The 25,340-nt window shown below is 70.3% G+C and carries 28 protein-coding genes; 5 read left to right on the top strand and 23 right to left on the bottom strand.

The genetic code is table 11. The features are described 5' to 3' along the window. Positions 1-28: 28 nt before the first annotated feature. The 4 genes from AC6CQV_RS04685 to AC6CQV_RS04670 all read right to left on the bottom strand — a co-directional run bounded on the left by AC6CQV_RS04685 (position 29) and on the right by AC6CQV_RS04670 (position 6,158). A complete protein-coding gene (locus tag AC6CQV_RS04685; RefSeq protein ID WP_157831619.1) occupies positions 29-1,315 on the bottom strand; it encodes a PucR family transcriptional regulator in 1,287 nt (428 codons plus the stop codon). Continuing rightward, entirely contained in the window at positions 1,312-2,730 is a 1,419-nt protein-coding gene (locus AC6CQV_RS04680) for a phytoene desaturase family protein (protein WP_101306505.1), read from the bottom strand. The genes AC6CQV_RS04685 and AC6CQV_RS04680 overlap by 4 nt, the downstream gene beginning before the upstream one ends. Beyond that, complete coding sequence (locus tag AC6CQV_RS04675; RefSeq protein ID WP_101306506.1) at positions 2,727-4,568, bottom strand: DUF3556 domain-containing protein; 1,842 nt, start codon at positions 4,566-4,568, stop codon at positions 2,727-2,729. Before AC6CQV_RS04675 ends, AC6CQV_RS04680 begins: the two co-directional genes overlap by 4 nt. Positions 4,569-4,682: 114 nt before the next feature. After that, on the bottom strand, positions 4,683-6,158 hold the full coding sequence (locus AC6CQV_RS04670) for a class I adenylate-forming enzyme family protein (RefSeq protein WP_498260416.1): 1,476 nt from the start codon (positions 6,156-6,158) through the stop codon (positions 4,683-4,685). A 194-nt stretch (positions 6,159-6,352) separates the two neighbouring features. On the opposite strand from AC6CQV_RS04670, the gene nrdI reads away from it, so the two are divergent. From nrdI to AC6CQV_RS04655, 3 genes are all read left to right on the top strand, one after another. Continuing rightward, a complete protein-coding gene (gene nrdI, locus AC6CQV_RS04665; protein WP_060958790.1) occupies positions 6,353-6,793 on the top strand; it encodes a class Ib ribonucleoside-diphosphate reductase assembly flavoprotein NrdI in 441 nt (146 codons plus the stop codon). 68 nt (positions 6,794-6,861) lie between these two features. After that, on the top strand, positions 6,862-8,208 hold the full coding sequence (locus tag AC6CQV_RS04660) for a flavin monoamine oxidase family protein (protein ID WP_498260415.1): 1,347 nt from the start codon (positions 6,862-6,864) through the stop codon (positions 8,206-8,208). A 23-nt stretch (positions 8,209-8,231) separates the two neighbouring features. After that, positions 8,232-8,624, top strand: a complete 393-nt coding sequence (locus AC6CQV_RS04655; RefSeq protein WP_036321710.1) for an HsmA family protein — start codon at positions 8,232-8,234, stop codon at positions 8,622-8,624. On the opposite strand, the gene AC6CQV_RS04650 is transcribed toward AC6CQV_RS04655, so the two are convergent. The 7 genes from AC6CQV_RS04650 to AC6CQV_RS04620 form a co-directional block, all read right to left on the bottom strand. Beyond that, positions 8,605-9,801 carry a cation:proton antiporter gene (locus tag AC6CQV_RS04650; protein ID WP_061781699.1) on the bottom strand — a complete coding sequence of 399 codons (1,197 nt, stop codon included), beginning with the start codon at positions 9,799-9,801 and terminating at the stop codon, positions 8,605-8,607. The genes AC6CQV_RS04655 and AC6CQV_RS04650 overlap by 20 nt on opposite strands. 4 nt (positions 9,802-9,805) lie before the next feature. After that, entirely contained in the window at positions 9,806-10,195 is a 390-nt protein-coding gene (locus tag AC6CQV_RS04645) for a hypothetical protein (protein WP_498260414.1), read from the bottom strand. Positions 10,196-10,240: 45 nt separating this feature from the next. Then, positions 10,241-10,663 carry a hypothetical protein gene (locus AC6CQV_RS04640; protein ID WP_036321705.1) on the bottom strand — a complete coding sequence of 141 codons (423 nt, stop codon included), beginning with the start codon at positions 10,661-10,663 and terminating at the stop codon, positions 10,241-10,243. Positions 10,664-10,794: 131 nt separating this feature from the next. Next, positions 10,795-11,259 carry a hypothetical protein gene (locus AC6CQV_RS04635; protein WP_101306511.1) on the bottom strand — a complete coding sequence of 155 codons (465 nt, stop codon included), beginning with the start codon at positions 11,257-11,259 and terminating at the stop codon, positions 10,795-10,797. Between the two features lie 63 nt (positions 11,260-11,322). Then, entirely contained in the window at positions 11,323-11,871 is a 549-nt protein-coding gene (gene msrA, locus AC6CQV_RS04630) for a peptide-methionine (S)-S-oxide reductase MsrA (RefSeq protein ID WP_060958795.1), read from the bottom strand. Beyond that, positions 11,868-12,353, bottom strand: a complete 486-nt coding sequence (gene msrB, locus AC6CQV_RS04625; RefSeq protein ID WP_060958796.1) for a peptide-methionine (R)-S-oxide reductase MsrB — start codon at positions 12,351-12,353, stop codon at positions 11,868-11,870. The genes msrA and msrB overlap by 4 nt, the downstream gene beginning before the upstream one ends. A gap of 41 nt (positions 12,354-12,394) precedes the next feature. Continuing rightward, on the bottom strand, positions 12,395-13,345 hold the full coding sequence (locus AC6CQV_RS04620) for an NAD(P)-dependent oxidoreductase (RefSeq protein ID WP_498260413.1): 951 nt from the start codon (positions 13,343-13,345) through the stop codon (positions 12,395-12,397). Positions 13,346-13,477: 132 nt separating this feature from the next. On the opposite strand from AC6CQV_RS04620, the gene AC6CQV_RS04615 reads away from it, so the two are divergent. After that, a complete protein-coding gene (locus AC6CQV_RS04615; protein WP_498260412.1) occupies positions 13,478-14,080 on the top strand; it encodes an HD domain-containing protein in 603 nt (200 codons plus the stop codon). Positions 14,081-14,108: 28 nt separating this feature from the next. Here AC6CQV_RS04615 and AC6CQV_RS04610 read toward each other — a convergent pair whose 3' ends face one another. The 9 genes from AC6CQV_RS04610 to AC6CQV_RS04570 all read right to left on the bottom strand — a co-directional run bounded on the left by AC6CQV_RS04610 (position 14,109) and on the right by AC6CQV_RS04570 (position 22,688). Further along, the gene (locus tag AC6CQV_RS04610; protein ID WP_498260411.1) at positions 14,109-15,896 is read right to left on the bottom strand and encodes an alpha/beta fold hydrolase; all 1,788 of its coding nucleotides are present in this window, start codon (positions 15,894-15,896) and stop codon (positions 14,109-14,111) included. Beyond that, complete coding sequence (locus AC6CQV_RS04605) at positions 15,893-16,441, bottom strand: TetR/AcrR family transcriptional regulator (protein ID WP_498260410.1); 549 nt, start codon at positions 16,439-16,441, stop codon at positions 15,893-15,895. Before AC6CQV_RS04605 ends, AC6CQV_RS04610 begins: the two co-directional genes overlap by 4 nt. 141 nt (positions 16,442-16,582) lie before the next feature. Continuing rightward, positions 16,583-17,284, bottom strand: a complete 702-nt coding sequence (locus tag AC6CQV_RS04600; protein ID WP_498260409.1) for a DUF1028 domain-containing protein — start codon at positions 17,282-17,284, stop codon at positions 16,583-16,585. After that, positions 17,281-18,087, bottom strand: a complete 807-nt coding sequence (locus AC6CQV_RS04595; protein ID WP_498260408.1) for an ABC transporter permease — start codon at positions 18,085-18,087, stop codon at positions 17,281-17,283. The genes AC6CQV_RS04600 and AC6CQV_RS04595 overlap by 4 nt, the downstream gene beginning before the upstream one ends. Continuing rightward, the gene (locus AC6CQV_RS04590) at positions 18,084-18,845 is read right to left on the bottom strand and encodes an ABC transporter ATP-binding protein (protein WP_197425746.1); all 762 of its coding nucleotides are present in this window, start codon (positions 18,843-18,845) and stop codon (positions 18,084-18,086) included. The genes AC6CQV_RS04595 and AC6CQV_RS04590 overlap by 4 nt, the downstream gene beginning before the upstream one ends. Continuing rightward, positions 18,842-20,179, bottom strand: a complete 1,338-nt coding sequence (locus AC6CQV_RS04585; protein WP_498260407.1) for an amidohydrolase family protein — start codon at positions 20,177-20,179, stop codon at positions 18,842-18,844. The genes AC6CQV_RS04590 and AC6CQV_RS04585 overlap by 4 nt, the downstream gene beginning before the upstream one ends. Then, positions 20,176-21,270 (bottom strand): ABC transporter substrate-binding protein, encoded by a 1,095-nt coding sequence (locus AC6CQV_RS04580; RefSeq protein WP_498260406.1) that lies wholly within the window; start codon positions 21,268-21,270, stop codon positions 20,176-20,178. Before AC6CQV_RS04580 ends, AC6CQV_RS04585 begins: the two co-directional genes overlap by 4 nt. A gap of 179 nt (positions 21,271-21,449) precedes the next feature. Further along, entirely contained in the window at positions 21,450-22,019 is a 570-nt protein-coding gene (locus AC6CQV_RS04575; protein WP_060958805.1) for a helix-turn-helix domain-containing protein, read from the bottom strand. Between the two features lie 375 nt (positions 22,020-22,394). Continuing rightward, positions 22,395-22,688: a hypothetical protein gene (locus AC6CQV_RS04570; RefSeq protein ID WP_498260405.1), complete on the bottom strand. Its 294-nt coding sequence runs from the start codon at positions 22,686-22,688 to the stop codon at positions 22,395-22,397. 146 nt (positions 22,689-22,834) lie between these two features. Here AC6CQV_RS04570 and AC6CQV_RS04565 point away from each other — a divergent pair, with 146 nt between their 5' ends. Further along, entirely contained in the window at positions 22,835-23,359 is a 525-nt protein-coding gene (locus tag AC6CQV_RS04565) for a CPBP family intramembrane glutamic endopeptidase (protein ID WP_498260404.1), read from the top strand. Positions 23,360-23,411: 52 nt separating this feature from the next. Here the strand turns inward: AC6CQV_RS04565 and AC6CQV_RS04560 are convergent, their stop codons facing one another. The 3 genes from AC6CQV_RS04560 to AC6CQV_RS04550 are packed head-to-tail and all read right to left on the bottom strand — an operon-like array spanning position 23,412 to position 25,340. Next, positions 23,412-23,795, bottom strand: coding sequence for a hypothetical protein (locus tag AC6CQV_RS04560; protein ID WP_498260403.1), 384 nt, complete (start codon positions 23,793-23,795; stop codon positions 23,412-23,414). Continuing rightward, positions 23,785-24,675: an ABC transporter ATP-binding protein gene (locus AC6CQV_RS04555; RefSeq protein WP_498260402.1), complete on the bottom strand. Its 891-nt coding sequence runs from the start codon at positions 24,673-24,675 to the stop codon at positions 23,785-23,787. Before AC6CQV_RS04555 ends, AC6CQV_RS04560 begins: the two co-directional genes overlap by 11 nt. After that, positions 24,672-25,340 (bottom strand): FadR/GntR family transcriptional regulator, encoded by a 669-nt coding sequence (locus tag AC6CQV_RS04550; RefSeq protein WP_498260401.1) that lies wholly within the window; start codon positions 25,338-25,340, stop codon positions 24,672-24,674. The genes AC6CQV_RS04555 and AC6CQV_RS04550 overlap by 4 nt, the downstream gene beginning before the upstream one ends.

The raw sequence follows: 25,340 nt of genomic DNA, 5'->3' as shown, positions 1-25,340 counted from the left end.
GACCGATTGCTGCCGGTCACAGCTGCGGCTACTGCCATGAGGCGCGAGCAGTCAGCTGATCGATGGGAAACGCGTCGAAGAGTCTGAGCGCCAGCGCGATCTCGATGGAATCGTAGGGTTCCGCTCGGTCGTCGAGGCAGCGCGAGACGCGCGCGCGAACCGTGTTGCGGTGGAGGCCGAGCGCGTCGGCGGTGCGCATGACGTTCTCACCATTCGCGAAGTAGCCGGCGAGCGTCGCACGCAGAACCGCCGCCTGCTCTCCCGGCTCGGCGAGGGAGCCGAGGACTCCCGCGGCCCAGGATCGCGCGGCGCCGGGGTCGGCCGCGAACAGTCCCAGCAGCACCACACCGGGGTCGGTGTGGGCCACCACCGCGCGTTCTCGGCCCTGAACGGTCGACAGCGCCACCAACCGTGCCGCTGCCGCGGCCTCGTGCGAGGCCACGAAGCCTCGCACGCCGACTCCGGCGCCGCCGATGGCGAGCCGCAGGCGCGGCCACTGCGCCGCGACTCGCTCTGCGGCGGCGCGCACTTCGGCGACCGACGCGCGCGTCGCGATCCACGCCCATGCGGTCCCCCGGTCCGCGGCGACGGACAGCGGCGCCTGCGGCGTGCCCGCTTCGGCGGCAATGCGTCGCACAGTCTGCTCGATGCGCTGTTGGTCGGCATCGTCCGCGACGCCGTCGACCCACGCGATAACGGCGACGTGCGTCTGATCCAGCGCGTAGCCCGTCTCTGCTTCGAAGGCATGGACCGTGCGCACATCGCCGTTGAGGATCTTCATGACCGCGGCGACGTTCATGGTCGCACGCGCATTCCACCAACGGCGCCGCTCGGCCTCGTGCACGGTGGAGACGTACTGCAGGATCCAGTCGATGTAGCGGTGCACGACGTCGGCGACGTTGCGCACCAGCTCGATCCGCTGGTCGTCGCGCACGGGCAGTTTCTCGACGGCGTCGATCCCGAGTCGCAGGAACATGCTCTGGCCGAGGTAGTACGCACGAGTCAAAGCGGACACCGGCACGTCGTGCTGAGCCAGTCGCGCCGCATACTCGACGGCCGCAGTCGTGGGCTGCAGGTTCTCCAGGCTGATGTCGTTGCCGAGCACATGGCAGATCGTCGAGACGTTGCCCTCGATGCTCGCCTGCAGCATCTCCACGAGCTGCGGATCTCCGCCGAGGGGACCGATACTGTTGGCCAGCAGGTCGCGCATCTCACGGACGATCTCGGGGAGCCGCCCGTCCAGCTGCGACGCGACCTGGGCGAGGTAAGGCCGGAGATCTTCCCGATCCGCGGCTGCCGTCGCGTTCGCGCTCACTGCGACCGCGCCCATCGCAGTGCGCGACGTGCGGCGTTGACCCCGCTCATCCCGTGGATGCCGGGTCCGGGCGGCGTCGCCGCCGAGCAGAGGTAACTGCCGGGCACCCCGGTATCGTACGGGAACGGGCTCAGCCGGGGCCCGCACAGGAACTGGAGCGGGGTCTTCGCGCCGGTCAGAATGTCGCCCCCGACGAAGTTCGGGTTGCGCTGGGCCATCTCTGTGGCGGTGACCACACCCGTGGCGACGATGCGCTCCCGAAACCCCGGGGCGAACCGTTCGATCTGCGCGATGATCGCCGCGGTCGCGTCGCCGGTGTATCCCGCGGGAACGTGGGCGTAGGCGTACACGGGCACGATGTCGCCGGCGGCGCGCGTGGGGTCGGCGACGAACTGCTGTCCGACGAGGACGAACGGGCGCTCGGGCATGCGGCCCTTCGCGATCTCCGTCTCCACGTCCGCGATCTCGCGTGCCGTCCCGCCGAGGTGCACGGTTCCCGCGCGCCCGACCTCGGGGTTGCGCCAGGGGATGGCACCGTGCACGGCGAAGTCGACTTTGAACGCAGCCGGCCCGGGGCGGAAGCGAAGGTACGCCGAGCGCGCGGCCCGCGGCATCCGTTCGCCCAGCAGGCGCGCGGCTTCGTGAGGATGAACGTCGAGCATCGCGACCTCGTGACGGGGAAGATCGCGCAGACTCCTCACCCGCACACCGGTCTCGAAGCGCACCCCGAGCTCGCGAAGGCCCGCGATGACGGCATCGGTCAGCACGCCGGTGCCTCCGGCGACGACCGGCCACCCGACCGCATGCCCAGCCGTGATGATCCCGGCTCCGATGCCGCCGACGAGCGGCACGTCGATGCGGTTGATCGCGTGCGCGGCGACACCTGTGAAGAGTGCGCGGGCCCTCTCTGTGCGCAGCGCCCGCGCCGTCCAGGTGGGGGGGAAAGCAGCGACGGCGCCGAAGCGCGCCAGCAGCAGCGGGTGGCGCGGCATCCGAATCATGGGCTGGAAGATGTCGGTGGTCAGATCGTCGAATCGACCTGACGGTGCAGCGAACATCGTGCGCCATGCCCGCCCGTCGATGCCGAGCCGGTCGGCGGTCTCCTCGATCGACTGGCTGAGCAGCGCCGCATCGCCGTCGTCGAAGGGATGCGCCGCATCGTAGGGCGCCCGCGCCCACCGAACGCCGCGCTCGTCAAGCTGCCAGGAGGCGATGTAGGAGGACGCCGCGGCCATCGGGTGCACCGCCGAGCAGTGGTCCTGGACGAGTCCGGGAACCAGGCTCGGACCGGAACGGGCGCCGCCGCCCAGCACGTCATCGGCTTCGAAGACCGTGACCTCGACGCCCGCGCGCGCGAGCACGGTGGCGGCCGCAAGCCCGTTGGGCCCGCTGCCGACCACCACCGCGCCGGTCATGACTGCGAGGCTCTCGCCCGGACGTCGCGACCGTCAGCGGACGCGGGAACGTGCGTGCTGTTGGTCGCCGAGGTCGCCGGCACGGTCTGAGCGCGCCACTGCACCTCGATCGGGATGGGACCATCGGGAAGCCATGGCTGCGCCGCGACGGCATCGGCGACCTTCCACGTTCCTCGCTCGATGACGCCGAGAGCGGCATCGATGATCTGATACGCCTGCGTCGTCTTGTGGATGGGCTGCGACTCCACCCAGAAGACGATGAACTCTCCCGGCTCGAAACGGCAGCGCGCTTGCAGAGCGCGGATGAGGTCGATGTTGTGCAGGTGACCGTCGCCGAAGTTGAATCCGATGAGCGAGTTGCACGCGAACTCGCCTTCGCGGATCGTGCGCGTCTCGATGTCGGGAAGGGTGCGGTAGGCCAACGAGAACAGCCCGCGGCCCTGGCTGTGCATCGACCGCCACGCGATCGTCTGCTGCATCGTGATCTCGGCCACGGCGTACGGGTAGCCCATCGCTTGCAGCTGATCGATCTGGTTGCGGGTCGGCCGCACCACCGCATCGAGCTTCGCCTCGGCGCCCGGCGCGAAGGCCCAGATCGCCGATGCCCAGTTGCCCGCGTACTGACGCAGCGAGGGCAGGAACGACACCTTGTCGGGACGCAGGTTGCCGAGAATCGGGAAGAACAGCAGCGCGATGGCGACGGCGGCGCCGATCCACGCGGCCGAGAAGTCGAACACCCCGTAACCCTGCCATGCGGGGAATCCGAGGAACAACGTCACCACCCCGAACGCGAACAGCAGATTCCACTCGAGGGGCACGGCCAGGGGGAACGTCGACACGATGAACAGGCAGAATCCGACCATGATGACCACCGCGACGAGGGTGACGATGCGGTTGGTCGAGAACAGCAGCACGAGGGGGACGACGAGCTCCACGGTGGTGCCCATCACGTGCGCCATGAAGCCGGCGAGCTTCGAGGGGCGAAGATCGCGCGGGAAGTCCCGGTAGTGCGCGCGCTTGAGCCACAGCGGCGGCCAGAAGGGCGTGTTGGAGAGCATGGGCGGGATGACGTTGACGAAGTGCTTGCCGAACTTGGAGACCGCCGCTCCCACCCACACGATGACGATCAGCATCTTCAGCGCGATCATCATGTCGGTGAACGGCAGGACGACGAAGATCACGAGCGCCGGCAGGTACTGCTCGATACGCGCGGCGAGCGCGATCGTCTTGTCGCGCACTCCGACGAGCACCAGCAGCACGATGGCGGCGATCACCGGCGCAGGCTGGACCAGACCGCTCGTGTTCTCGGGAAGCATCGCCGCCAGCGACGCAGACGGCGTGCCGGGCATGAACAGCGCGGTGGCGAGGGCGGCAAGGAAGCCGAGGTAGAGCGCGACGTCGAGGACTGTGCGGGTGTCACCAGCGGTGCCCGGAACCCAGCGCCACGGCCGCAACCGAATCGTTCCCGGCCGCGCCCAGAACAGGATCCCGCCCGTCATGGGCGTGAACTTGCCCGCCATCGGGCCCCACGATCCGGCGATACCGATCGCCTCGAGGAGCATGGTCCAGACGATGGCCTTCTGGTAGACGATGGGCTGGTTCCACCACAGCTCGACCTGCCAAAACCACCCCACGCCGCTGGTCGCGGTGATGATCACCGCACCGAGCAGGCCCCAGACGAACACCACCTTCGCGATATAGGTGGTCGCGATCATTCGGGGTGAGCCGAAGCCGTACTCCGCCCAGTGCAGGGCGAGGGTGCGAACACGGTCGCGCAGCGGACGGTGCAGGAACGTGTCGAGATCGACGGGCGGAAAGTCGCCGGTTTTGAATCCCATGTCAACTCCTTCGGTGATGGGTTTCGAGGTATGGAAGGGATGTGGTGAAGCCCGGTGACGCGCGCGCGAGCATCGGGTGCCGCCGCAGCGGCATCCGAGACGCGTCGGCGCAGGTCAGACCTGGGCGAGAAGCATGAGGCGGAGGGCGGGTTTGTCGATCTTGCCGACGGAGTTTCGCGGCAGCGCGTCGACGATCTCGAGCGCGACCGGGATCTTGATCTTCGTCAACCCCGTCGCGCAGTGCGCGAGCAGTTCGTCGACGGTCGTGTCCGCGGCATCCGGACGCAGCACCACCTGCGCCACCGGCACTTCGCCGAGGACGGCGTCGGGTCTGCCGACGACGGCCGACTCCAGCACGGCGGGGTGCGTGGCGAGGAACGACTCGATCTCCTTCGGGTAGATGTTCTCGCCACCGCGGATGATCATGTCCTTGATGCGGTCGACGATCGTCAGATAGCCGTCGGCGTCGAGCACCCCGATGTCGCCGGTGTGCAGCCACCCGTCACGAATCGCCTGCGCCGTCGCATCGAGACGCCCGAGGTAACCCCGCATCACCGTGGGACCAGAAATGACCACCTCGCCGCGCTGTCCGACCGGCAGCTCTCGGCCCTGCTCGTCGACGATGCGGATCTGCTGCCCGGGCAGGGCGGGTCCGACCGTGCCGGGCTTTCGAAGGCCCTGGGGAGGATTGCACGCGGACGCACAGGTGCCCTCGGTGAGTCCGTAGCCCTCCGTGATCGCGATGTCGAAGCGTTCTTCGCAGCGCGCCAGCCGCTCGGCGGATGCCGGGGCCGCGCCGCACACCGCGAAGCGCAGGCTCGACGCGTCCAGAGCGACCTCGTCGGGCAGCACCGACAGGTGGGCGAAGATCGCGGGCACCCCCGAGAAGTACGTCGGCCGGTATCGCTCGACGGCGTCGATGAAAACTGCCGGGGCGAACCTCTCCAGCACTGTCACCTGTGCACCGACACTCAGTGGTGCGAGGAACGTGACACAGATCGAGTTGACGTGGAACAGCGGGAGGACCAGAAGCGCGTGGTCGCGGGGGCTCAGCTGGAAGTGCGTCGCCATCTGCGTCGCCATCGCTTCGAGGTTCTCGTGGTCGAGCATGACCCCCTTGGGCTGGCCGGTCGAGCCGCTCGTGTAGACGAGAAGGGCGACACGGCTCGGCTGGATACGCGGATCGGCGACGGGCAACCGCGGTTCGCGCTGGAGGTCGTCGGCGCCGAGGCGGAGAACCTCGATGCCGTCCAGGGCGGGGCCGACCAGGATCCGGGCTCCCGAGTCGGCCACCTGATAGCCGGCTTCGCGGGCGGTGAAGGTCGGGTTGATGGGGGTGACGGCCGCTCCCACGCGCCACGCGCCGAGGATGGCGACGAGCAGCTCGATCGAGTTGGGCAGCATCACGGCGACGACAGCTCCGTCGCCGATACCCAGGGAGCGCAACTGCTCCGCGAACCCCGCCGCCTCCCGCTCGAGGCCTCGGTAGGTGAGCTCACGACGCACATCGCGGACGGCCGGGGCATCGGTTCCGGCCGCGGGACCGTTCCAGGGCAGCTGCGGCAGACGCGAATGGGGGTGCACGGTCATGGGTCGTCCTCCTCGTCGACATTGACAGCGGGTGGTCACGTCAGAGTAAGCCGCCGTGAAAAACCAGCCATCGGCAGAAACGGCCCAATACCGCCCGCCCCTTGTGCACTGTGCACAGGCGAGTGTGCCGACGAAGCGGGTTTGTCACGCCGATGCGGCCAGCACGCGTGACGACGTCCGATCAGACTGTCCACATGCGGAAGATCCCCGTGTACTACTATTCCTCGTCGTCGAACCTGACCGGCCGGTTCGCCGAGGCGCTCGCGCGGATCGACGGCCGACGGGTGCTCAACCTCGCACGCTCGGACGTGCGTCGCACGGAGCCGACCGGACCGTGGGTGCTGCTGACGCCGTCGTACAAGGCGGGCAACGCCGAAGAGGTGACCCTGCCCGCGGGGGTGCGGGCGTTCCTGCGCTCGCCCATGACGCGCCGACGAATGGTCGGGATCATCGGGTCGGGCAACCGCAACTTCGGCGACTACTACCAGGCCGCCGCCCGCCAGCTGTCGCAGACGTCGGGCCGGCCCGTGCTGTTCGAGTTCGAGCTGTCGGGCACGCGGGAGGACGTCGAGCGGTGCGCGGCGATCCTCGCGACCCTCGACGCGGCCCTCGACGACGTACGCAGCACCGGATGAGCGGCCCTGCGCGCTAACGTCGCTCCTACGACGCCGAGGGAGGCGCCGCCGGGAGGAAGGGACGCGCCGTGGCCGCATTCGATTCGATCGTCATCGGTGCCGGGATCTCGGGGCTCGCCGCGGCGCGCCTGCTGACGGATGCCGGACGGCGCACCGTCGTCCTCGAGGCGCGCGATCGCATCGGCGGCCGCGTCTGGACCGATCGGTCCGACGGGCGCGTCACCGACCGGGGCGCCTCGTGGATCCACGGGATCACCGACAGCCCGGTGGCCGCCGCGGCGAGCGCATTCGGCATGCGCACCGTGGAGTTCACGGTCGGCGGCTACCAGCCCGACAGTCGACCGATCGCGCACTACTCCCCCGACGGGCGGCGATTGAGCACCGACGAAGCGGCCGCGTACGTGGCCGACATCCGTGCCGTGGATGCCGCCCTGGTGCCGCTGATCGCGGCATCCGCGCCCGACGCCACGTACCGCGACGTGACCGAGGCGGCCCTCGCCGCCCGGGGCTGGGAGGCGGAGCGGGCAGAGCGCGTGCGCGAGTACCTGGCGCACCGCAGCGAAGAGCAGTACGGCGCGGCGATCGACGATCTCGCCGCGCACGGCCTCGACGACGACCAGGTCGACGGCGACGAGGTCGTCTTCCCCGACGGCTACGACGCCCTCGCCACGGGCCTGGCGCGCGGGCTCGACATCCGGCTCGCCCACGTCGTCTCCCGCGTGGGATGGGGCGCCGAGGGTGTGACGGTGACGACCGATCGGGGTGCGTTCACCAGCCGGGATGTCGTGGTGACCGTGCCGGTCGGCGTGCTGCAATCGGCGTCGTTCGCGATCGAGCCGCCCCTGCCCGAGCCGGTGGCCGGCGCGCTCGGCCGGCTGCGCATGAACGCGTTCGAGAAGCTGTTCCTGCGCTTCCCGGAGCGGTTCTGGGACTCCGACGTGTACGCCGTCCGCCAGCAGGGGCCCCAGGGGCGGTGGTGGCACTCCTGGTACGACTTGACCGCGCTGCACGGCGAGCCGACGCTGCTGACCTTCGCCGCCGGACCGGCGGCGGTCGCGACGCAGCACGAGGCGGATGCGGAGGTCGTCGCCTCCGTGATGGCGCAGCTGCGACGCCTGTACGGGAGCGACGCCCCCGATCCGGTGGCCGTCCAGCGCACCGCATGGCAGGACGACCCCTACGCGCGCGGCTCGTACGCCTACATGCGTCCCGGGTCGACGACCGACGACCACGACACCCTGGCCACACCGGTCGGCGGTGTGCTGCACCTGGCCGGCGAGGCGACGTGGACCGACGACCCGGCGACCGTCACGGCGGCGCTGTGCTCGGGGCACCGCGCCGCGCAGAACGTGCTCGGCACGGGCGTGCCGATAGAGCAGCTGTGGCGCGCCCCCGAAAACCTTCAACACAACTGAAGGATTCGGCGTAGAGTGGCCGCATGCTTCCACTTTCCATCGTCATCATCACCGCCGCCCTCGTCTTCTACAGCGTCGGCGTCTGGGCGGAGCGGATCCAGCGCACGCTGCGCTGGTGGCACGCCGGCATGTTCGCCCTCGGCCTCGCCGCCGACACCACCGGCACCCTGCTCATGACGCAGATCGCGGCCGACCGGCGCGCGGACGGCGTCGCCGAGACGGCCGCGGGAACCCTCATGGCCTGGACCGGCACCGCCGCGATCGTCCTCATGGCGATCCACCTGATCTGGGCGATCATCGTGCTGGTGCGGGGCCGCGAGAACGAGAAGCGCGCGTTCCACCGCTTCAGCATCGTCGTCTGGGCGATCTGGCTGATCCCCTACGTCGCGGGCGCGGTCAGCGCGATGGCGGGCTGACGTTCGACGCGGCATCCGTGCCGTCGGCGGCATCCGCGCCCTCGGCACGAACCGCCGTGCGCCGGGAGGCGACCGCCGTGGATGCCGCCAGCGCCGCGATCGTCACGATCGCCCCGAGCACGAGCGCCGCCTGCTCCCCCGCGGTGAGCGCTCCCGTCTCGGCTCCGATCGTGGCGGCGGCGATCGGGACGCCGAGTTGGGCGGCGGCGATCACGGCCCACAGCGGACGCTGCCGCAGCAGCACCCCGGACAGGTGCGCGAGGAGCGCACCCGCCCCGAGCAGCACACCGAGCCAGAGGTACGCGGGCGCGTCGACGAGGCTGCCGAGCGAGAGCGACGCGCCGAGCCACACGAAGTAGAGGGGCGAGAGGAAGCCCTCCGTCACCGCGAACAGCTGTCGGGCGAGCCGCCGCGGCTCCCCGGCGCTGGCGACCGCCAGGCCGCCGGCGAAACCGGCGAGCAGCACGGAGACGTGCGAGACGGTGGCGAGGGCGCCGAGTGCGCAGACGAGGATGAGGCTGACGCGCAGCTCGATCGCGAGCTCGTGCGTCTTGCTGGTCTCGCGCAGGCGCTTCCACCGGTCGCCGCGCGCGCCCCACCGCAGCCCCAGCGCCAGCAGGAGCGCCACGGCGGCGATGCCGAGCGCGCCGAGGGCCGCGACCGGTGCACGCTCCGGGTCCATCGCGAGGGGCAGCGCGACGATGCAGGCCGTGTCGGCGATCGCGACCTGCGCGATGGTGGCCAGCAGCGGCGGACCTCCGAGACGCGTCTGCTGGACGGCGGGCAGCACGAGCGCGGCGGAGGACGACGCCATGACCACGGCGTAGACGGCGGCGTGACCCGTGTCGAACAGCGTCGCGAGTCCCCAGCCGGCGAAGGCGGCGACCACGCCGACCACGACGGCCTGCAGCGCGCCCCGGCCGAGCGCCGGGCGCAGGCGCGCGTCGCGAAGCGGCACGTGGGTGCCCGCGACGAACATCGTGAGACCGAAGCCGAGCGTCGCGAGGAAGCTGAACGTGCGGTCGGTGGGGTCGACCAGGTGCAGCCCGGAGACGCCGATCACCATGCCCGCGACGAGCTCGCCGATCACGACCGGCACGCGCCACCGACTGCCGGCGGACAGCAGCGGACCGAGCAGCGCGACCGCACCCACCAGCGCGAGCGTCTGCAGGTTCATGCGTTCACGCCGCGGCGGCGTCCGGCCCGACGATGCGGCACGGGATCTCCGTGTTCTCGTCGAGGTACCAGCTGGCGCAGACGCGGTGATAGCCGTCGGCGATCTGCGCGGACAGCCCGCGCGTGAGGTCGCCGTGGACGATGAGCACGGGCGACAGCGGCTTGCCCGCGCGCACCTTGCGGAGGTCATCGGCGACGTGCGGGTTGTCGATCGGAAGCAGCGGCAGGTTCGCCGCCCGCAGGATGTCCTTCGCCTTCTTCACCACCGTCGCCCGCGTGCGCAGGGCCGCGACGACAGAACGGGCCCGCTCGGGATCGGCGACGAGGCGGAGGTAGTCCTCCGCCGCGGGGAAGTCATGCTCGTCGGGGTCGTTCTTCCAGATGGGGTCGGCCATGAGGACATTGTGCTCCGCGGCGGGGCCGGCGCCCGGCGCGACGCGTCACGAGTCCTGCGTGGCCGCCCCGTCCCGCTGCAGCGCGAAGTCGCCGAGGGCGGCGGAGGTGGGCAGATCGACCCACAGCCGGAGGCTGCCGGGGCGCGCTCCGGCCCCGTTGATGATCGCCGCGCCGCCGATACGGCGCAGGAGCGGAGCGATGGACGCGGCGACCTCGCGCGGGAGCGAGCCGACGCCGCGGCCGTTGGAGGTCACGGCCACCGTGGTCGTGTCGTGCCGGGTCGAGGCGACGTGGCGCATCACGTAGGTGCGCCGCTCCTCACCGCGACGCTCACGGTCGTTGACGAGGAAGTGCGTCTTCTCCAGAGCGACCCGCCGCGTCTCGAGCCCGCGCAGATCGGGGAGATCGTCGTGCCGGCTGACACGACCGGTCACGACATGGAGCACTTCTTCCCACCACGCTGGCATGGCACCTTCCTTTCGGGTCGGTATGCCATCACCGCAGTGGAGCATGTGTCCACCGTCTCACACCGGACTGTGGGAGTGCTGACCGCCTCAGTCCCGGGTCGATCGGACCGTCGCCACCGTCGTGTTCGGCATCATCCGGCAGCGGGCACGACGCGCTCGAAGCTGACCGACGCGGCGAGGGCCACGACGGCGGCGGCGCGCTCGCGCTCTCCCTCGGCCGTCTTCTCGTCGCGCAGGGCGGCCGCGTCGCGGCGCTCGACGGCGCGGTCGCTGATCTCCGCGAGCCGGTCGGCGAGCACCGTTCCGAGACCGTCGCGCAGCTCTTCGAGGTTGGTGTTCGCGATCTCCAGGCGGCGATCGGACACCGTCAGCTCGACCACGGGGTATCCGTTGCGGATCAGCATCTCGCGCGTCTCGTCGCTCAGCAGATCGGCGATCTCCTCGCGCTGCGGCCGACGGGTGAACACCGCCTCGACGGTGTAGCGGGCCGGGGCATCCGCTGTCATCAATGCGGACGGCAGCGAGCCCGCCAGCACCGATCCGAGGCCGAGGGCGGCGCTGTCGGACGGGCTCTTCGTCGTGCTCTGTGTACTCATGACCTGACGGTACGCCCCGAAGATGTGCGCCTCACAGCTTCGGGGCGTACTCCCGCGCGTCGCTCAGGCGTCGGCGCGGGACGGCAGGACCCACCCCGCACGCGGGAAGTGGCACGTGTAGCCGTTGGGGTAGCGCAGCAAGTAGTCCTGGTGCTCCGGCTCGGCCTCCCAGAACGCGCCCAGCGGCTCGATCGTGGTCACGGCCGGCGCCGGCCACAGCCCCGACGCATCGACGTCGGCGATGGTCTCGCGCGCGACGTGCTCCTGGTCGGGCGTGACGGGGAAGATGGCGGAGCGGTAGCTCGTGCCGATGTCGTTGCCCTGGCGGTTCAGCGTCGACGGGTCGTGGATCTGGAAGAAGAACGCCAGGATGTCGCGATAGCTGGTCGCATTCGGGTCGAAGACGATCTCGACCGCCTCGGCGTGCCCCGGGTGATGACGGTAGGTCGCGTGATCGTTCTGACCGCCCGTGTAGCCGACGCGGGTGCTGATCACGCCGGGCTGACGGCGGATCAGATCCTCCATGCCCCAGAAACAGCCGCCCGCGAGGATGGCCGTCTCGGTGCCGGCCGGCTGGGTGATGGCTCCGGTGTCGCTCGGTCCGCTGGTCATGCTGCATCCTCCTGAGGGGTGGGGTCGGTGGTGGGGGCGTTCGGGAAACGGTCGAGGTACTCACCGTAACCCTGGGCGGCGAGGTCCTCGACGGGCACGAACCTCAGCGCGGCCGAGTTCATGCAGTAGCGCAGACCGCCCTCCGCGCGGGGGCCGTCGTCGAACACGTGGCCGAGGTGGCTCTCGGCGCCCGACGAGCGCACCTCGGTGCGCGTCATCCACAGCGTGCGGTCGGTCGTGGTGACCACGGCATCCGGCTCGATCGGGCGGGTGAAGCTCGGCCATCCGGTGCCGCTGTCGAACTTGTCGGTCGATGCGAACAGGGGCTGGCCCGAGACGACATCGACGTAGATGCCGTCGTCGTGCAGGTCCCAGTAAGCGTTGCGGAACGGGGGCTCGGTGCCCTCTTCCTGTGTCACGGCGTACTGCTGATCGGTGAGGCGGCCGAGCGCCTCGGGGGTCTTGCGGTAGTCCTTCGACATGATGTCTCCTCTGCGACACCGCTGGCTGCGGCGTCACCTGATCAAACAGAGGATGCGCCCGATTTGGTCCCGCCAGGCTGGATGCCGGCTGTGAGTTCCGGCGAGGCGCCGCCCGCCGACCGATCGGAGATCGCCCGCACGACGGCCGCCATGTCGAGGTCGCCGTCACCGCGCGCGACGGCGTCGGCGTACAACTCCCGAGTCACGTCGAGGAGCGGGCTCGCGATGCCGGCGGTGCGCGCGGACTCGGTGATCAGCTCGTTGTTCATCAGCACGTCACGGATGGATGCCTGCGGCGTCCAGTCCTCGGCCGCGAGCTTGGCGGTCTTCACGCGAGAGATGGGCGAGGACATCTGCCCGGCATCGAGCACCTGCCGCAACAGGCTCGCGGGCACGCCGTGCTGGGCGGCGAAATGGAAGGACTCGGCCAGCCCCGTGACCACCGCGATGAGGAAGACGTTGACGGAGAGCTTCATCGTCAACGCCGACGGGACGTCCCCGCAGAAGGTGAGCGCGCCGCACAGGGGCTCCAGGATCGGTGTGACGCGGGCCACCGCATCCTCGGGCCCGGCGAGCATGCCGACGAGAGTCCCCTCCTCCGCCGGGCGTCGCGACCCCGACACGGGCGCCTCCACGAAGACGCCGCCGGCGCCGGTGATCTCGGCGGCCAGCCGGGCGGAGTACTCCGGCGGCACGGTGCCCATGTTGACCACCGTGCGCCCGGTGAGCATCTCCGCGCGCCGGGCGCCGTCGGGACCCAGCACGTCGTCGATCGCCGACGTGCCGGCCAGCATGAGGATGACGATCTCCGACCGCGCGAACACCTCCGCCGGTTCCGCCGCGGCCGTCGCTCCGGCATCCACCAGCACCCTTCGCGCGCGCTCCGACCGGTTCCACACCGTCAGCGCCACGCCAGTGCGCACCAGGTTGAGCGCCATGGGCTCCCCCATGATCCCGAGGCCGATGAATCCGACTCGCGCTCCCACGCTCACGGCGTCGACGATATCTCCGACGCCGGCACGGAGAGCGAGGCACGCGCGTCGCGCACCGATCTGGCAGGAATGCGACGAGGCTCGACGCCCACGCGGCGGTCGGTGCGCATCGGGCGCGCGGAGACTGGAGGCATGCACCTCACCGACTTCCGCGCACCCGACACCCTCGCCGCGCGAGGAGCGCTCGAGCTCGCCCGCCAGTACCAGTCCCCCGCGATCACGGCCCACGCGCTGCGCTCGTGGCTCTGGGCCGAAGCGTTCGCGCGCGTCGACGGCATCGCCGAGGTGGACCACGAGCTGCTCTACGTCGCGGCGGTGCTGCACGACATCGGCACCGTGACCGCGTTCGACAACCACACCGTCTCGTACGAGCACGCCGGCGGACACGTGGGCGTCGCGCTCACCGCGGGGGCCGGCTGGCCCGCCGAGCGACGCGCCCGGGTGCTCGAGGTCATCGTGCGGCACAACTGGCCGCGGGTCGACCCGGCGATGGATGCCGAGGGCCACCTCCTCGAGATCGCCACCGGCCTCGACATCTCCGGCGCGCGACCCGACGCCCTTCAGGAGTCGTTCGTGCGCGAGGTGCTCGCGGTGTACCCCCGCGGTGGACTCGCGGCGGAGTTCGGCGCGTGCGTCGCGGACCAGGCCGCGCGCAAGCCCGACACGGCCGCGCGGCGCCTGCTCGACGGCGGCATCGTCGCCAAGCTGGCCGCCAACCCGTTGGAACGGATGTAGCGCGATCCCGAGAGTGCGGATGCCGAGGTCAGGCGACCGGGCGCGACAGGACCTCGGTGAGGGCCTCCGCATGGGTCAGCTGCGGGTGGTGACCGGCACCCGGAAGCGACACGATCTCCACTCGGGGACCGAGGTCGTCCCGGAAGCGTGCATCCAGCGGATCCTCGCTGCCGACGACGATACGCACGGGCCCGTCGAACCCCCTCAGCGCGTCCCGCAGCTGCGCCCGCCACCTCGCCGAGCCCGCGCGCGACAGCTGAGCTGCGGCGTGCTTCGCGCCGGTGCGCCTCAGGTCGCTCACGCTCGACTCCAGCGCCGCCGCCCCCGCGTCGGTCCCGGTCAGCCGGCGCGACAGCCGCACCGCGTCGGCGTGCCTCAGGAACGCGCGCACGACCGGCGAGATCCGTGCCGCACCGCGTGGCGGGACCTGCAGGAAGAACGGCGACACGAGCGTGAGCGACCGGAGACGCTCGGGGAATCGCCGGGCGACCGCGAGCGCGGCGGCGGCGCCCAGAGAGTGGCCGATGAGCTCGAGCGGCTCCCCGCTCGTCAGACCCGCCAGCCACCGGGTCCAGTCCCGAAGACCGGTACCGCCGGACAGGCCCAGTCCGGGCAGGTCGACCGCGCGAGCCCCCGTGCCTGCGGCGACCCGCGCCCAGGTGTCGGCGTTCACGGGCAGGCCCGGCAGGATCACCCGACGCGAACCCGCGCGTCCGATCTCGAACGTGCGGATGCCGCCGTAGTCGACGAATCGCCGGTCGCCGCCGGGCGCGTCGCCGAACCGGTACGCGACCAGGTGATCCGCCCACCGGTGAAGCGACAGCCGCACGTCGGGCGTCGAGATCCCGTGGGCGGCGGCGAGCGCGTCGGCGGACCCCGTCGGATAGCGGTCGGAAGACATGAAGGACAACGTCTCGGGGTCGACGCGGGTCACGCGCGCCGGGAGACGCCGGATGACACCGACCGGGACCGTGAGCCGTGGTATCGGCACGCCCAGGTGGCGCCCGACCGTCGAGAGCAGATCGCTGAGCGGCGGGGTGTCGTCGTCGAGGAGCCAGTAGGCCCGGCTCTCCGCCGCCGGATCGACGGCCACGCGTTCCATGAACGCGGCGAGGTGGTCGACGGTGACGACGGGGAGGAAGATCGCGTCCCCTCCCGGCAGGGCGGCCATCCTGCCGCGCCAGAGCTGCTGGATCGTGTCGGCGAGGCCGATCTGCTGGTCGGATTCGCCCGTGACGCTGTCGCCGATCACGCTGGCGGGATTGACGATCGTCCACGGGATCCCATGCGCGCTCGCGCGCGCCTGGAAGACCGCGTCGGATTCGACCTTGGACGCTTCGTAGGCGCCGAGGCGTGCATAGACCGCTGCGCGATGGTCGTCCGACCACGGCACCGTCGCGGGATCCTGGCCGCCGACACGGTAGCCGGACACGTGGACGACGCGGCGCAGCGCGGGAAGCCCCGCGGCGACGTCGATCAGCCTCTCGACGATGCCGACGTTGGCCTCGCGCGCCTCCTGCGCGGACATGCCGAATCGGTAGGAGCCCGCGCAGTTGTGGATCTCGGTGACCGTGGCGAGAGCCGACCGGTCACCGGGCACGAGCTCCGCGGAGGCGAAGTCGACGATGACGGTCGCCACCGGTCGTGTCAGGCCGTGCTCGCGGAGCCAGTGCTGCAGGCGAGCTGCCGACGCGGGCGTGCGCACGGCCGCCGTGACCTCTCCCCCGGCACCCGCAAGGGCACGCAGGAGGTGGCGGCCGACGAACCCGGATGCGCCGAGGACCAGCGCGTGTCGACCGTGGTCGGGGACGCTCACGAGGTCGACGCCGAGACGCGCTGAGCGATGAACGCCGCGATGCCGTCCGCCGCATCCATCAGCGGCCCCGTGCTGCGCAGGGCGCGCGAGACGATCACGGCCCCCTCGATCATCGACACGACGACGGTGGCCATTCCCCGCGCCTCGGTCGGGGAGAGCCCCTCGGCCTCCAGGAGCGCCGCCGCCGACGCGATCCACGATTCGAAGGCGTCGGCACAGGCGCGGCGCAGTCGCTCGTTGTGCGCTCCCATCTCCAGGGTGACGACCGACACCGGACACCCCAGCTGGAAGTCGCTGCCTGCGACGAGATCGGCCACCCCCGCGATGACGGTGCGGGCGGCCTCGGCAGCTCCGGCTCCGGATGCGGCGGCATCCGTGATCAACGTCTCGAACTGCGCGGCCGCGAGTTCGATCGCCGCCGCACCGAGCCCTTCCTTACCGTCCGGAAAGTGGAAGTACACGGAGCCTTTGGGGGCCGAGGAGTGTGCGATCACGGCGTTGACGCCGGTGCCGCTGTAGCCGTGGGTCTGGATCAGTTCGAGCATGGATTCCGAGAGTCGGGCTCTCGTGCGGGTGCCTTTGGTCGTCACCTCTCGATAATAGACCGGTCTATATATTTCCGCGCAATCCGGAGACGGGACCGCGGACGCCGTCCGCCCCGAGGCCCCGCCCGCGCCGAACGACGCTCACGACGTCGGCGATCCCATCGCCAGCCATTGCTCGCCCGTGACCTCGGGATGATCGAGCCAATAGCTCCCGTAGTAGTCGATGAACGGCGCGTACCCGTCGAGGATGCGGCGAAGCTCGGCGACGGCATCGAGCCCCTGCGGAGCGAGATCGACGCGGAGATCCAGACGATGCCGACGCTGTCCGCGGACGGCCGTGATCATCGACGACGACAGGTGCTGGCGCCCTTCCCCACCCGCGCCGAGTCCCGCCTCCAGGGCGCGCATGAGCCGCTCTTCGAACGGCACGTCGGTGCAGCCTCCGAACGATTCCTCCATCGCCACGAGGACCTCGGGGCCGACCAGCCCGTTCCCGAGGACGGCATAACCCTCCCCCACGCGGTGACCCGCGTACAGGCCGGGCTCGACGTGATCCCCGGTGTGGGCGGCGACGCGGCCGTCGTCGAGGACGACGCCGATCTGACGGTAGTGGAAGAGCGGATCGGTTTCGGCAAGCCCCGCGAGGATCAGCGCGGGATCCAGGCCGGCACGCCCTCGGTCCAGCGCCCGGAGCCCCAGCCTCCAGTCGGAGTGCCACTGGCTCGTCACCGCCGCCTCCCCCGATACCTGCGGGCACCGCGATGCGAGCGCGATGGACCCCGTGCCCTGGCAGACGCCGACCGCGCCGGTCAGCGGGTCTCGAGCGACGATGCTGAAGGTCATTTCGACGTGATCTCCCATCGCACGACGACCTTGCGAAGCACCCGCACGATGAGGTTCAGCACGATGCCGAGCACCGACAGGATGATGAGGAGCGCGAACACGGCCGCCGTCTCCATCCGACCCTGGGCTTGCAGAATCAGCACGCCCAGGCCCTTCTGCGCGCCGACGAACTCGGCGACGATCGCGCCGATCATCGAGTTGGCGACGGCCAGCTCCAGGCCCGAGAAGATCTGCGGGAGGGCAGCGGGGAGCATGAGACGCGTCTGGATCTGCCAACGCGTGGCACCGTTCACCCGGAAGAGGTCGACCTGGTCGCGATCCACCCCGCGGAAGCCGTGCAGCGCGTTGACGAGCATGGGGAAGAAGGCGAGTAGCACGACCACGACGACCTTCGAGGGCATCCCGAAGCCGAACCAGATGATGAACAGCGGAGCGATCGCGACCTTCGGAATGGACTCGATCGCCACGATGTAGGGGAACACCACGGCGTACACCGTGGGGAACTGCGCCAACACGACCGCCAACGCCAGGCCCGCTGCGACGCCGATCGCGAGGCCCGTCAGAACGATCGTCATCGTCGAGGCGGCGTTCTCCACATAGCGGGGGAACGCCCTCGGGTCGAAGAGGGCGGAGAGCACATCGCTCAGCGGCGGCACCACGTAGTCGGGGGTGTTCGTCCAGCCGGGCACGAACTGCCAGACCAGGAGCAGCAGAGCCAACAGGCCGAGCGAGCCGACAGCGCGCTTCGTCGGCGTGTTCACCGCGCGACGCCTCGTCGTCACGATCTGAGTGTTGACGGTCATGAGTTCACCTCGAAGTGGCGTCGGATGTGGGAGGTCAGAGCGGCGAACTCGGGGTCGCCGAGCAGATCGGGAGTACGCTCCTTGCCGAACGGCACCTCGACGATCTCCGCGATCCGGCCGGGCCGGGGAGTCATCACCACCACTCTCTCGGCGAGGAAGACGGCCTCGGCGATGCTGTGGGTGATCAGCACCGCGGTGGTGCCGGTCTCCCGCCAGATCCGATTGACTTCGACGTTCAGGGCGTCGCGGGTCATCGCGTCGAGTGCTCCGAACGGTTCGTCCATGAGAAGCACGGCGGGGTCGTGCACGAGTGCGCGACAGATGGCGGCGCGCTGCTGCATTCCACCGGAGAGCTCGTGCGGGTGCTTACGGAGAAAGTCCTCGAGCCCCACCATCGTCAGCAGCGCGGTGGCATGGCGACGATCGGATGCCGTCACGCGTCGCTTCAGGCTCAGCGGAAGCAGCACGTTGTCGAGGATGTTCAGCCACGGCAGCAGCGTCGCCTTCTGGAACACCATGCCCGCCTCGCCCCGCGGCGCTCCGATGGGCGTTCCGGAGATCGTGGCCTCACCCTCGGTGTGGCCTTCCAGCCCGGCGAGGATCCTCAGCAGCGTCGTCTTGCCGCATCCGCTCGGACCGAGGATGGAGACGAACTCGCCCTCCCCGATGCTGAGGTCGACGTGCGAGAGAGCCGTGACCGTGCCGGTGCGGGTCTGATAGACCTTCGACAGATCAGTGATCTCGATGAGGTCGTTCACGGAGCCTCCAACCCATAGACACGACAAAGGTTCTCGTTGAGCACGCGGCCCGCCAGCCACTCGGCCTGCGTGGTGCTCCACAGGCGGTCGGACACCCCGGCGGCGAGCGCGCGATCCAGAAGCAGCCGCCCGCGCGTGGTGGCCGCGACGTGGAACTCGGGCTGGCCGGTATCGGTGCCGAACATGATCTTGTTGGCGGGCAGCAGCTCCAGCCACTCCTGCAGCATCCGCTCGAGAGCGTGATGGTGGAGGTACGGCATCCACGAATAGTCGACGTACACGTTGCCGTGCGCCTGCGCGATCGCCGCCAGGTAGGAGGTGTACGGGTAACCGCCGTGGATGAGGATCACCCGCAGCCGGTTGAGCGCCGGGTCGGACAGCAGCGGCTCGAGGTTGCGCGGGTCGGCGCCCGTGAGCAGCAGTCCGGGCTCGGCGTGACCCATGCCGGCGTGGATCTGCACCGGCAACTCGCGTTCGACGGCCAGCTCGGCGATCGCGAAGACGAGGAAGTCGGCGACGATCGTGTGGGCCTCGCCCTGCAGCGCGGCCGGGTCGGTGCGCAGCTGCTCGTAAGCCGCCGTAGCCTCCTCCCGCGACCGTCGGACGAAGTGGAGGGAGCGCACGTAGGCCGAGGCGATCTTGAGCCCGACGAAACCGCTCTCCTGGCGGCGGATGATCGAGGACCGGACGAACGCCACGTACTCCCCCAGCGTCGCCGGTGGCGACGCGAGGCCCTGTGCGCTGAGCAGATCGGCGAGGATCGACGCGAACACGCGCTGGAAGCGCGGGCTGTCCGAACCCCGGCGCCGGAAGGGCGGGTGCCCGAACGGGTAGAGGTAGGGATCGATGCGGGCGACCGGCTTGTACTGCGCGTGGGGCCACAGCGCGGAATCGATCCAGGGGATGTCGGTGAGCACCGCCGCCGTGTGGGAGAGCTCCAGCGCCTGCCCGTAGAGCCCCGGGAAGTCGGCCCGGCGGCGCTCCGCGCTCAGGCGCACCTGCTCCGCGTGGGGAATGTCGCCGTAGAGCGCCCGGCTTCCGTCGGCCAGGGCGACCGCGTGCACGGTCGTGGCCTGGAAGGCGATGCTCTCCTCGAACAGCGCCCGGATGCCGTGTTCCCGGTCGAGCCGGTCGAGTTCCTCCCCGTCGCGGCGACCGCGCGCGGCGACGAAGGCGTCGAACACGTCGACCGGAAGCTGCGCCTCCACATGTCCCATCGCGTTCTCGCGTTCGAGGGCGTCGATCCCCTCCAGCTCCTCGCCGGGCCGGACGTAGCCGGCGTGGGAGTGGTGGTCGATCGCGGGAACCCCCGCGGTGTAGGTCAGGGTCGTCATCCGGCAGCGCTCCAGTTCTTCGCCTCGGCGATGACGGCGTCGCCGTCGAAGTCGTTGTAGGCCTCGACGAAGGTGTTGGGCGCGGCGGCGACGGCGTCGACGGCGGAGTCGATGATCCCCGCGTCGAGGGCGAAGCTCGCCCAGGCCTTCAGCGCCGACTCGTCGTAGGCGCCCCAGGTGCGAGAGCCCTCCGGGTCGCCGGCCGTGAGCAGTTCGATGCGACGCTTCAGCGCCACCAGGTCGATCGCGAGCTGGTCATCGATGGAGTTGCCGGCCACGAGGGTGTCGGGGTACTTGTCGTACATGATGCGCAGCGCTGCTTCGGGGTTCGTCGCGGTGAACAGGGTGGCCTTGGCCATGGCGCGACCGAACCCTTCGATCGCCGCAGCGTTCTTTCCCGCATAGTCGGTGCTCGTGAAGTAGGTCGTCGAGAACAGCGAAGCCACCTCATCCGTCGTGAAGTAGCGCAGCGGCGTCCCCTGGGCCTCGAAGGCGGCGTACTCGGTGTCCCAGAGCGACAGCGCGTCGACCTGTCCCGTCTTCAGGGCCTGCAGGGCCGCCGCGCCAGTGCCGACCGCGAGGTGCGAGTAGTCGACGTCGGGAGCGAGCCCGACCGAGGCGAGGATGCCCTCCGACAGGAGCATGTTCGAGGTGCCGAGGCTGGCCTGGCCGATCACGGCCCCGCGGAAGTCCTCGAGCGACTGGATGGGGCTGTCGTCGAGCACCGCGAGTGATCCGGTCTGCTTGCGGATGTAGTTGTAGACCAGCTGCAGGTCACTGCCCTTGGTCATGGCCTGCAGGATCGGCTCGGGAGGCGTGCTGCCGATGTCGAGCGAACCGGCGTCGATCCCCTGGACGATCGACGTCGAGTCGCCGGTGACGACGATCTCGACCTTGAGCCCCTCGTCGGCGAAGTATCCCATCGCCTCGGCGACGGCCATCGGCGAGTTGTTGGCCCCCATGTTGGTGGGTAGGCCGAACTGGATCGTCGTGGAGGCGCTTTCGGCGCCGGGCGATGCGCTCGCGCACCCGGCGAGGGCGGCGGCGAGGGCTGCGGTGGCGAGCAGGGCGGCGGTACGGCGGACGTGCATGATGTTCTCCTAGCGCGGGACGGGTGGTGCGCGGATCCGGGAATCCGGGGAGGGAATGGAATTCGGACGGGGCGGTGCGTAGTGGAGCAGGTGAAGCGGGTGGCGGTGCTGTTTTCGGCATCGCCGATCACCGGTGCCGTGCGAACATCGCGTCGGCGCCGGGAGTCTGAGGACGTGGTTCAGTCCACGGCGGGAAGGGGGGCGTCGGAGGGCGGGGTGACCACCCACAGGGCCTCGCCGGGAACGTCGCCGATGTTGACGATGCTGTGCGGCGTCGAGGATCGGTAGTCCAGGCTGTCGCCCGTCTCGAGGATGTAGTCCTGGTCGCCGAGGTGGAAGCGGAAGCGACCGCGCAGGATCACGCAGACTTCCTGCGAGTCGCCGTGGGTGTAGCTCTCGCTCCCCTCGCCGTGACCGGGCTCATACTCCGACACGAGCACTTCGACGTTGCCGAGCGGCGGTTGGGTGATGCGGAAGTGCCGCACGGAGTTGCCTGCCGCGAGCATCGGTCGCTCGGCGCGACGGAGGACGGTGCCCAGCGCGGGTTGCGCGCTGAAGAGCTCGGTCCACGGAACGCCGAACGCGGCGGCGATCCGTCGGACGACGTCCAGGCTCGTGTTGGCCTGGCCGTTCTCGATCTGACTGACATAGCCCGCGCTGATCGACGCGCGCCGCGCCAGCTCGCGCGTCGACATCTGGCGCAGCATGCGCAGTTCACGCACCCGGGCACCGAGATTGCTGTCGTCCACGGCGATCCTCTCATCACTAAACAGCATGTTTACGCTGAGTAAGCACACTGTATACCGGGCGCGCTTTCGCAACAATGACCGCCGTGTTTCCGTGATGTAAAACGCTGTCGGAGCCGGCCGGATGCTGAGGATGTCGCGGTCGCGCAACGCGAGCGCGGCGCGACCTGGCAGGCGATCGGCGGCGCCTTGGGCGTGAGCCGGCAGGCGGCGTTCCAGCGGTTCGGCAAGCCCATCGACCCCAGGACGGGAGAACTCATGAACACGACACCTTTGAGCGACGGCGCGGAGCTGGCTCGATCCGTCATCGACGACCTCGTCGCGGGCCGATGGCAGCTCGTGTCCGCGCGCTTCGACCCGACGATGCGCGAGAACCTGTCAGACGACGCGCTCGCGGCAGCCCTGGGCGCAGATCGTGGCCACCTCGGGCGCCTTCGAAAGCCACGGCGATCCCGTCGTGACGCGAGCAGCCGACGTCACGGTCACGAGCACGGGCGGAGCGGGCCGGCTCGGCGGAACCGACATCCGTTCCATCGTGACCTTCGTCGTGATCGCCTTCGCCCTCGCCTGGCTCGTGGCGCTTCCGCTCTGGCTCGGCGACGGACTCGCAAGCCCGGTGTTCCCGATCATCGCGGTCGCCATGATGGCGACGCCCCCCCTTGCGGCGCTCACCGTGGAGGTCTTCGTCGAACGGCCGCCGCGCAAAGCCCGAACCCTCGGGCCAGCAGACCATCACCGCGCAACTGCAGGCGCTCGGCAGAAACGAGCTGCCGCTCCCGATCGGCGTGCTCGTCTTGCTACAACTCCTCGCACTGCCGATGGCAGCGTTCATCAACCTGGTCCCGGCGCTCGGCGAAGAGCTCGGCTGGCGCGGATGGCTTCTTCCGAAGCTCATGCCTCTCGGGGCGATCCCCGCGATCCTCATCTCGGGCGTCATCTGGGGACTGTGGCACGCGCCGCTCATCCTCCTCGGATACAACTACCCGGGCGTTCCGGGCTGGCTCGGTCTCAGCGCGATGACCGGGATGTGCATCGTCTTCGGCGCGATCTTCGGCTGGCTGCGCCTCCGATCCGATTCCCTCTGGCCCGCCGCTCTCGCCCACGCCGCGTTCAACGGCGCCGGCGGCACCTACCTCCTGTTCGCGATGGCCGGCGAGCGCATCGACACCACGCAGGCGACCGTCCTCGGCTGGAGCGGCTGGATCGTGCCCCTCGCGCTCGTGATCGTCCTCGTCGCCACCGGCCGGTTCCGCCGTCCGACGCCCGCACCGCTCCCGGACGAGCGGTCAACCACCCGTGCCACGGCGGAAACTTCCTCGCCGGAGAAGGCGAGCGGGCGATGATCGGCAACCGACTCACCATCACCGCTCGCCTCGTCCTCACCGTGACGAAGCCTCAATCCACGTAGAGCGACAGTCCGAACGGCAGGAGCACGGCGAGCGAGTCCGGATCGAAGAGCACTCCCCGCGCGAGTTCTGGGCCCGAGAGCGCCAGATGGAGACGAAGTTCTCCGACGCCGAGCACGCCTCCCGGGCGCCCTGGCACCTGGATGCTGGTCAGGGCACTCGCGACGCCGCGGAGGAAGGCTTCGAACGCAGCCTGCCGCGCGACCGCGTCGTCTTCGACGATGCGCGCCGACTTCACGACGACCCCCTGCCACGAACCCCGCGTGAGCACTCTGCCGGGGAGCGCATCGGAGACGACGGCGACGACAGCGTGGTCTTCCGACCACCACATCGCACTGACGAGAACAGTCGGCTGCGCGTCGTCATCGGTCACGAGGGAGTATCCATCCGTCGCCGCTCTCTGTGAGGCGCTCCCGCGTCGTGCGCGTCGCCGGCCGTCGCGAGTCGCTACGAACCGTGCGGAGGCTGCGGGCACGCCATCGCCCGTCACTGTGGTCGACGGCGATGGGGTGCTCGAAGGTCTGACTCACGAGGTCGGTGGTGAGCGTGTCGTGCACGGGTCCGGCGGCGACGACGGCGCCACGGGCGAGCAGGAGGGCGTGGGTGGCGGCTTCGGGGATCTCTTCGAGGTGGTGGGTGACCAGCACGGACGCGAGATCGGGATCGCTCGCGGCGAGTCGGTCGACCGTCTCCAGCAGCTGCTCCCTGGCGGCGACATCGAGTCCGGTCGACGGCTCGTCGAGCAGCAGGAGCGCGGGCTCGCTCATCAGCGCGCGGGCGATGAGCGCCCGCCCCCGCTCGCCTTGGGAGAGGGTCGGCCATCGCTCTTCGGCCTTCCCGCCGAGGCCGAGCAGGTCGATCAGCTCGGCGGCTCGGCGGCGCTCGGCGGCGGTGGGCTGCCAGCGCATCATGAGCTCGGTGGTGCCGGTGACCCCGGTGAGGACGACGTCGGTGATGGTGAGCGGCGAGTCGAGCGGATGCCGCGGGTCGACGTGCCCGATGCGGCGACGCAATGCGAGCAGTTCGACACGGCCCACACGATGTCCGAGCACATCGACGGTGCCGGTGGTGGGGAAGGTGCGCGCGCCGAGAAGGCCGAGGATCGTGCTCTTGCCTGCCCCGTTCGGGCCGATCAGCACCCAGTGCTCGCCCGGCGCGATCCGCAGCGAGACGCGGTTCAGGATGCTTCTCCCGGCCCTGCGGAACGTCACCTCGTCAAGCACCACGACGGGCTCGACGACCGCCGCACTCACGCGAAACCCGCCTTGAGGGCATCGAGATGGGCGCGGCTGGCGCGGGCCGCGGCATCCGGCATCCGGTCGGCGACCGCGTCGACCACGACGACGTGCGCGTCGTGATCCGCGTGCGCGTCGGGCACGGGGCGGAGGCGGAGCATGTCGACCATCGCGCGCCGCACCCGCGGCACGAACCCGTCGAACAGCTCGGTCAGCACCTCGTTGTGCGCGGCGACCACGATCGCGCGGTGCAGCGCCATATCGGCATCCACGTGCTCCTCGACGCTCTGCCCAGGAACCGTGCGCAGGTCCAGCGCCCGTCGGATCGCGCGCAGATCGGACGGCGTGCGGCGCGTCGCTGCGAGGCTCGCCGCCTCGACCTCGATCGCGGTGCGGGCCTCGAGCACGGTGACGATGTCGGTGCGGCGCAGCACCTGCTCCCAGTCATCGGGCGCCTCCAACGCCGTCACATACACCCCCGACCCCTGACGGGAATCGAGGATGCCGCGGCCGGCGAGCTGGCGAATCGCCTCCCGCACGGTGGACCGTCCGACTCCGAGCTGCGGCGCCAGCGTCGTCTCGCCGGGGAGCTTGGCACCGAGCGCCCACTCCCCCGCGCGGATGCGCGCGAACAGCGCGTCGGCGGCCTGATCCGCCAAGGGGACACGTCTGAGTTGAGCCAT

It is taken from the genome of Microbacterium sp. EG9, from assembly GCF_059759475.1.
The sequence above is the reverse complement of the archived record's forward strand: the minus strand, read 5'-3'. Positions and strand labels throughout refer to the sequence as shown.

Excerpts from the sequence above, each read along its gene's own strand:
- AC6CQV_RS04565 (WP_498260404.1), top strand. The coding sequence starts at position 22,835 with ATGGCAGCGTTCATCAACCTGGTCCCGGCGCTCGGCGAAGAGCTCGGC.
- AC6CQV_RS04605 (WP_498260410.1), bottom strand. The coding sequence starts at position 16,441 with ATGCTCGAACTGATCCAGACCCACGGCTACAGCGGCACCGGCGTCAAC.
- AC6CQV_RS04640 (WP_036321705.1), bottom strand. The coding sequence starts at position 10,663 with ATGCCAGCGTGGTGGGAAGAAGTGCTCCATGTCGTGACCGGTCGTGTC.
- AC6CQV_RS04550 (WP_498260401.1), bottom strand. The coding sequence starts at position 25,340 with ATGGCTCAACTCAGACGTGTCCCCTTGGCGGATCAGGCCGCCGACGCG.
- AC6CQV_RS04645 (WP_498260414.1), bottom strand. The coding sequence starts at position 10,195 with ATGGCCGACCCCATCTGGAAGAACGACCCCGACGAGCATGACTTCCCC.
- AC6CQV_RS04675 (WP_101306506.1), bottom strand. The coding sequence starts at position 4,568 with ATGGGATTCAAAACCGGCGACTTTCCGCCCGTCGATCTCGACACGTTC.
- AC6CQV_RS04595 (WP_498260408.1), bottom strand. The coding sequence starts at position 18,087 with ATGACCGTCAACACTCAGATCGTGACGACGAGGCGTCGCGCGGTGAAC.
- msrB (WP_060958796.1), bottom strand. The coding sequence starts at position 12,353 with ATGTCGAAGGACTACCGCAAGACCCCCGAGGCGCTCGGCCGCCTCACC.
- nrdI (WP_060958790.1), top strand. The coding sequence starts at position 6,353 with ATGCGGAAGATCCCCGTGTACTACTATTCCTCGTCGTCGAACCTGACC.
- AC6CQV_RS04680 (WP_101306505.1), bottom strand. The coding sequence starts at position 2,730 with ATGACCGGCGCGGTGGTGGTCGGCAGCGGGCCCAACGGGCTTGCGGCC.
- AC6CQV_RS04670 (WP_498260416.1), bottom strand. The coding sequence starts at position 6,158 with ATGACCGTGCACCCCCATTCGCGTCTGCCGCAGCTGCCCTGGAACGGT.
- AC6CQV_RS04655 (WP_036321710.1), top strand. The coding sequence starts at position 8,232 with ATGCTTCCACTTTCCATCGTCATCATCACCGCCGCCCTCGTCTTCTAC.
- msrA (WP_060958795.1), bottom strand. The coding sequence starts at position 11,871 with ATGACCAGCGGACCGAGCGACACCGGAGCCATCACCCAGCCGGCCGGC.
- AC6CQV_RS04635 (WP_101306511.1), bottom strand. The coding sequence starts at position 11,259 with ATGAGTACACAGAGCACGACGAAGAGCCCGTCCGACAGCGCCGCCCTC.
- AC6CQV_RS04585 (WP_498260407.1), bottom strand. The coding sequence starts at position 20,179 with ATGACGACCCTGACCTACACCGCGGGGGTTCCCGCGATCGACCACCAC.
- AC6CQV_RS04580 (WP_498260406.1), bottom strand. The coding sequence starts at position 21,270 with ATGCACGTCCGCCGTACCGCCGCCCTGCTCGCCACCGCAGCCCTCGCC.
- AC6CQV_RS04615 (WP_498260412.1), top strand. The coding sequence starts at position 13,478 with ATGCACCTCACCGACTTCCGCGCACCCGACACCCTCGCCGCGCGAGGA.
- AC6CQV_RS04600 (WP_498260409.1), bottom strand. The coding sequence starts at position 17,284 with ATGACCTTCAGCATCGTCGCTCGAGACCCGCTGACCGGCGCGGTCGGC.
- AC6CQV_RS04650 (WP_061781699.1), bottom strand. The coding sequence starts at position 9,801 with ATGAACCTGCAGACGCTCGCGCTGGTGGGTGCGGTCGCGCTGCTCGGT.